Source organism: Photorhabdus sp. RM322S (assembly GCF_042879395.1).
Taxonomy (GTDB): domain Bacteria; phylum Pseudomonadota; class Gammaproteobacteria; order Enterobacterales; family Enterobacteriaceae; genus Photorhabdus; species Photorhabdus khanii.
The window spans coordinates 1-4,627 of sequence record NZ_JBHFKW010000090.1 but is presented as its reverse complement, the minus strand read 5'-3'; the positions used below and the strand labels follow the sequence as shown (position 1 = coordinate 4,627).

At 40.7% G+C, this 4,627-nt stretch carries 4 protein-coding genes, 5 tRNA genes and 1 rRNA gene; 9 read left to right on the top strand and 1 reads right to left on the bottom strand.

What is annotated here, in order from left to right:
* The first annotated feature begins 37 nt into the window (after positions 1 to 37).
* The 4 genes from ACGF63_RS22360 to birA all read left to right on the top strand — a co-directional run bounded on the left by ACGF63_RS22360 (position 38) and on the right by birA (position 2,369).
* Positions 38 to 113: transfer RNA gene (locus ACGF63_RS22360), tRNA-Thr, on the top strand.
* Between the two features lie 21 nt (positions 114 to 134).
* Positions 135 to 250, top strand: a 5S ribosomal RNA gene (gene rrf, locus ACGF63_RS22355).
* 137 nt (positions 251 to 387) lie between these two features.
* A complete protein-coding gene (gene murB / locus ACGF63_RS22350; protein ID WP_036850347.1) occupies positions 388 to 1,413 on the top strand; it encodes a UDP-N-acetylmuramate dehydrogenase in 1,026 nt (341 codons plus the stop codon).
* A complete protein-coding gene (gene birA, locus ACGF63_RS22345; RefSeq protein ID WP_387633278.1) occupies positions 1,410 to 2,369 on the top strand; it encodes a bifunctional biotin--[acetyl-CoA-carboxylase] ligase/biotin operon repressor BirA in 960 nt (319 codons plus the stop codon). The genes murB and birA overlap by 4 nt, the downstream gene beginning before the upstream one ends.
* Before the next feature lie 43 nt (positions 2,370 to 2,412).
* On the opposite strand, the gene coaA is transcribed toward birA, so the two are convergent.
* On the bottom strand, positions 2,413 to 3,363 hold the full coding sequence (gene coaA, locus ACGF63_RS22340; protein WP_132356430.1) for a type I pantothenate kinase: 951 nt from the start codon (positions 3,361 to 3,363) through the stop codon (positions 2,413 to 2,415).
* A 432-nt stretch (positions 3,364 to 3,795) separates the two neighbouring features.
* Here coaA and ACGF63_RS22335 point away from each other — a divergent pair.
* The 5 genes from ACGF63_RS22335 to ACGF63_RS22315 form a co-directional block, all read left to right on the top strand.
* A tRNA-Thr gene (locus ACGF63_RS22335) sits at positions 3,796 to 3,871 on the top strand.
* A 16-nt stretch (positions 3,872 to 3,887) separates the two neighbouring features.
* Positions 3,888 to 3,972, top strand: a tRNA-Tyr gene (locus tag ACGF63_RS22330).
* Positions 3,973 to 4,076: 104 nt separating this feature from the next.
* A tRNA-Gly gene (locus ACGF63_RS22325) sits at positions 4,077 to 4,151 on the top strand.
* A 6-nt stretch (positions 4,152 to 4,157) separates the two neighbouring features.
* Positions 4,158 to 4,233: transfer RNA gene (locus ACGF63_RS22320), tRNA-Thr, on the top strand.
* 112 nt (positions 4,234 to 4,345) lie between these two features.
* On the top strand, positions 4,346 to 4,627 hold a 282-nt coding region (locus ACGF63_RS22315), incomplete at its 3' end, for a GTP-binding protein (RefSeq protein WP_387633276.1).

The following is a 4,627-nucleotide window of genomic DNA, read 5'->3' as shown; positions in this document are numbered from 1 at the left end:
TTGGGGTTTGCGTTAATATTGACTGCGAGCCACTATTGCTGATATGGCTCAGTTGGTAGAGCACACCCTTGGTAAGGGTGAGGTCCCCAGTTCGAATCTGGGTATCAGCACCATGATAATATATAAAGGATTTGTCTGGCGGCGATAGCGCGGTGGTCCCACCTGACCCCATGCCGAACTCAGCAGTGAAACGCCGTAGCGCCGATGGTAGTGTGGGGTCTCCCCATGTGAGAGTAGGGAACTGCCAGACTTTATTTTAAGACAAAAAGGCCACCCTTTTGGGTGGCCTTTTTGCATTTAGAGAAAAAACTAACTTTGTTTTCCAACTGTTTTCCATGTCTATAGGCTGATAAACTACTTATTAAATAGCTATTGAGTATTGAGTAAATGCTTTCTCTTAAAGAGTTTAATACTTTTGGGTTATCAGCCCATGCTAAATGTTTAGATATAGCTGAATCTGCTGAATCTTTATTAGCTTTATGGCAGAAAGCTAAAAGCCAAAAACAACCTGTACTGCTGCTTGGCGGGGGTAGTAATGTCTTATTTACTGACGATTTTGAAGGAACTGTGATTCTGAACAGAATCATGGGGATTCAATACCAGGAAACTGATGAATCATGGCGTCTACATGTAGGAGCGGGAGAAAATTGGCACGAATTAGTCTGTTATTCTCTTAAAAATCAGATTCATGGATTAGAGAATCTGGCATTAATTCCAGGTTGTGCTGGTGCGGCACCGATTCAAAATATTGGCGCTTATGGTATTGAATTTAGAGATGTATGTGATTACGTAGATGTCCTGAATCTGGAAACTGGAGAACAAACGCGACTCAGTGTTGATGAATGTCAGTTTGGGTATCGGGATAGTGTTTTCAAGCATAAATATCAAGAAAGTTATTTTATTATCGCTGTAGGCTTACTGTTGAAGAAGAATTGGCAGCCGATGTTGAGCTATGGTGATTTGACTAGGTTGTCGAGAAGTAGTGTAACTCCTCAGCAGATTTTTGATTCAGTATGTACAATGCGTGCCAGTAAATTACCTAATCCTGCAATAACAGGAAACGCAGGTAGTTTCTTTAAAAATCCAATTGTCAGTGCGGAAGTTGCGGTAAAAATTAAAGAAAGTTACCCTGATAGCCCCCAGTATTCTCATGCTAGTGGGATGTTCAAATTAGCGGCAGGTTGGCTCATTGAACGGTGTAATTTAAAAGGTTATCGCATCGGTGGTGCATCTGTGCATCTCAGACAAGCTCTAGTATTGATAAATCAGGGAAATGCGACAGGTAAGGATGTAATCGCATTGGCTGCCTATATTCGCCAGCAAGTGATAAGTAAGTTTGGTGTATTACTTGAACCTGAGGTGCGTTTTATTGGTTCGAAAGGCGAAATTGATGCTGTGGAATGTATTTCATGAAAGATATAACTGTACCATTACAATTGATTAAAATTTTGTCTGATGGTGAAGTCCATTCTGGTCAACAACTGGGGCAAGATTTAGGGATGAGTAGGGCTGGAATTAATAAGCATATACAGACAATTCGTGAATGGGGAATTGAACTGGAAACGGCTCCTGGTAAAGGTTATAGCTTCGTGGCACCTATGCAGCTGCTTGATGAATACACTATTTTGCAATATTTACCCCAGGATCGTATAGCTGTTTTGCCTGTTATTGATTCGACTAATCAGTATCTACTTGAACGTTTATCTGAGTTAAAGTCAGGGGATGCCTGTGTTGCAGAATACCAGTATGCTGGTAGAGGGAGGCGTGGACGGAAATGGATTTCGCCCTTTGGTAAGAATCTTTATTTATCTATGTACTGGCGTCTTGAACAAGGACCAGCTGCTGCAATCGGATTGAGTCTGGTTGTCGGTATTGTTATTGCTGAAGTATTGCATCGATTTGGTGCTGATAGAATTAGGGTAAAATGGCCTAATGATTTATATCTTGATGACAAGAAGTTAGCAGGAATTTTAGTCGAATTAATGGGAAAAACTGGTGATGCTGCTCAGGTTGTGATCGGTGCAGGTATAAATATTGCGATGGATCATAAGGACGAAGAATCTATTAATCAGCAATGGGTTAATTTGCAGCAGGCTGGAATTGAAATTGATCGTAATAAATTGGCTGCAGAAATAATACTTAATCTGAGGAAAGCTCTGATGCAGTTTGAAAATGAAGGTTTGTCTTCATTTATTTCCCGGTGGTTTGAGCTAGATAATTTTATAGATAGACCAGTAAAATTAATTATTGGTAGTCAGGAAGTTTATGGCATAGTCAGAGGTATTAATCAGCAAGGTGCTTTGTTGCTCGATCAGGATGGTGTCATAACTCCATATATCGGTGGTGAGATTTCTTTGAGAGGTTGTTAAGAACAACCGGAAGAGAGATATCTTCCGGGTTCGGATACTATTTTTACTTTCGTAACCTTACGCTTTCAATAGTGTGATTAGTGCCTTTTATCATGATTAGGCTTGCTCGTTCTCGCGTTGGTAGAATATTTTGTTGCAAGTTTAAGCCATTGATCTCTTGCCAGATATCAGATGCAATGTTTATTGCCTCTTCTTCTGATAACTTGGAATAACTGTGGAAATAAGAATCTGGATCTGAAAAGGCACCCTGACGAAATTTTAGGAACCGACTGATATACCAACTTTGGAGTAATTTTTCTGGTGCGTCGACGTAGATAGAGAAGTCGACAAAATCAGAGACAAATACATGGTGTGGGTCATGGGGATAATCCATACCGCTTTGTAATACATTCAGACCTTCTAGAATCAAAATATCTGGTTGTTCAATGAACTTTTGTTCATTTGGTACGATATCATAGGTAAGATGAGAGTAAACTGGTGCAGATACTTGTTCGGACCCTGATTTAATATCAGATACAAATTTCACTAGGCTATGCATATCATATGATTGTGGGAATCCTTTCTTTTTCATCAATCCACGTTCATTTAGCACGCTGTTAGAATGTAGAAAGCCATCTGTAGTAATTAATTCTACACTTCTGTGTTCAGGCCAACGACTCAGCAGTGCTTGCAATAGACGTGCAGTAGTACTTTTGCCAACAGCAACACTGCCAGCAATGCCTATGACATAAGGGACCTTTTGTCCATCAGTGCCTAGAAATTGTTCGAGTACTGCTTGGCGACGTAAATTTGAGCTGATATAAAAATTAAGTAAACGAGATAAAGGAAGGTAAATCTCAACAACTTCTTCTAAAGAAATTTCTTCATTGATCCCTTTTAAATCAATTAGTTCTTCTTTTGTTAATGTCAGTGGAACTGAATCACGTAAAGTTGCCCATTGTTCACGATTGAATTGCAAATATGGAGTAGCCAAAAAAGGTTCTTTTTTATTCATAAACCAACATCTGCCTGTTTGTGCAGGTTGGACAGGTTGTAATAAACAACCTGTACCCGACAAAAAATAAATCGCATCATATCGACTGAGGAGCGACAGGCGTAGGCTTTTTTGTATTTTTGGCGATTTTTTTTGATAAGAAATGCAGAATTGTAAAAAATTGAGTTGTTTTACTTACTGCTAGCTTAGGTTGTTTGTTTAATGATGGAAATTTAACTGACGGCAAATGAAGTAATTTATCGAGTTTTATAGAGGATTATAATAAGTTCCACAGATAGTTATAGATAATTTTTTGTTTGTTATTTGGTCTGAATCTATTGAAAAAAGCAGCTGATCAGATGAATATGAGTATTTTGTGACCGAATGATCAGGTTAAGGCAATTTTTTTGTTGCATAGAGTGTTCACACTGCCTAGAATGCGCAGCACTTGATGCCGGCATAGCTCAGTTGGTAGAGCAACTGACTTGTAATCAGTAGGTCCCGAGTTCGACTCTTGGTGCCGGCACCATTAAAAATTTGGATAGGGTGGGGTTCCCGAGCGGCCAAAGGGAGCAGACTGTAAATCTGCCGTCACAGACTTCGAAGGTTCGAATCCTTCCCCCACCACCAAACAATCAGATTTAGTCTTGAGTGTTCTGCTCGAGTAGTTACTCCAAGCGAAGCACATTGAGATATAATGTACAGCTGATTAAAGTCAGGTAGCCGAGTTCAATGCGGGCATCGTATAATGGCTATTACCTCAGCCTTCCAAGCTGATGATGCGGGTTCGATTCCCGCTGCCCGCTCCAAGATGTGCTGATATAGCTCAGTTGGTAGAGCACACCCTTGGTAAGGGTGAGGTCGGCAGTTCGAATCTGCCTATCAGCACCATTCCCTTATGTCCTTGTCTCCTGGTTTTCTTCCTGTAAGCAATATTCAACAAGCAAAATAGCTTGGTTGATGTGGTGAAACCACCGATTCCGTGTCTTAGAGGGACAATCTAATGTCTAAAGAAAAGTTTGAACGTAAAAAACCGCACGTTAACGTTGGTACTATCGGCCACGTTGACCATGGTAAAACTACCCTGACTGCTGCCATCACTACTGTACTGGCTAAAACCTACGGTGGTAACGCTCGCGCATTCGACCAGATTGATAACGCGCCAGAAGAAAAAGCGCGCGGTATCACCATCTCTACTTCTCACGTAGAATATGATACGCCAAGTCGTCACTATGCACACGTTGACTGCCCAGGCCACGCCGACTACGTGAAAAACATGATCACC

Excerpts from the sequence above, each read along its gene's own strand:
- birA (WP_387633278.1), top strand. The coding sequence starts at position 1,410 with ATGAAAGATATAACTGTACCATTACAATTGATTAAAATTTTGTCTGAT.
- coaA (WP_132356430.1), bottom strand. The coding sequence starts at position 3,363 with ATGAATAAAAAAGAACCTTTTTTGGCTACTCCATATTTGCAATTCAAT.
- murB (WP_036850347.1), top strand. The coding sequence starts at position 388 with ATGCTTTCTCTTAAAGAGTTTAATACTTTTGGGTTATCAGCCCATGCT.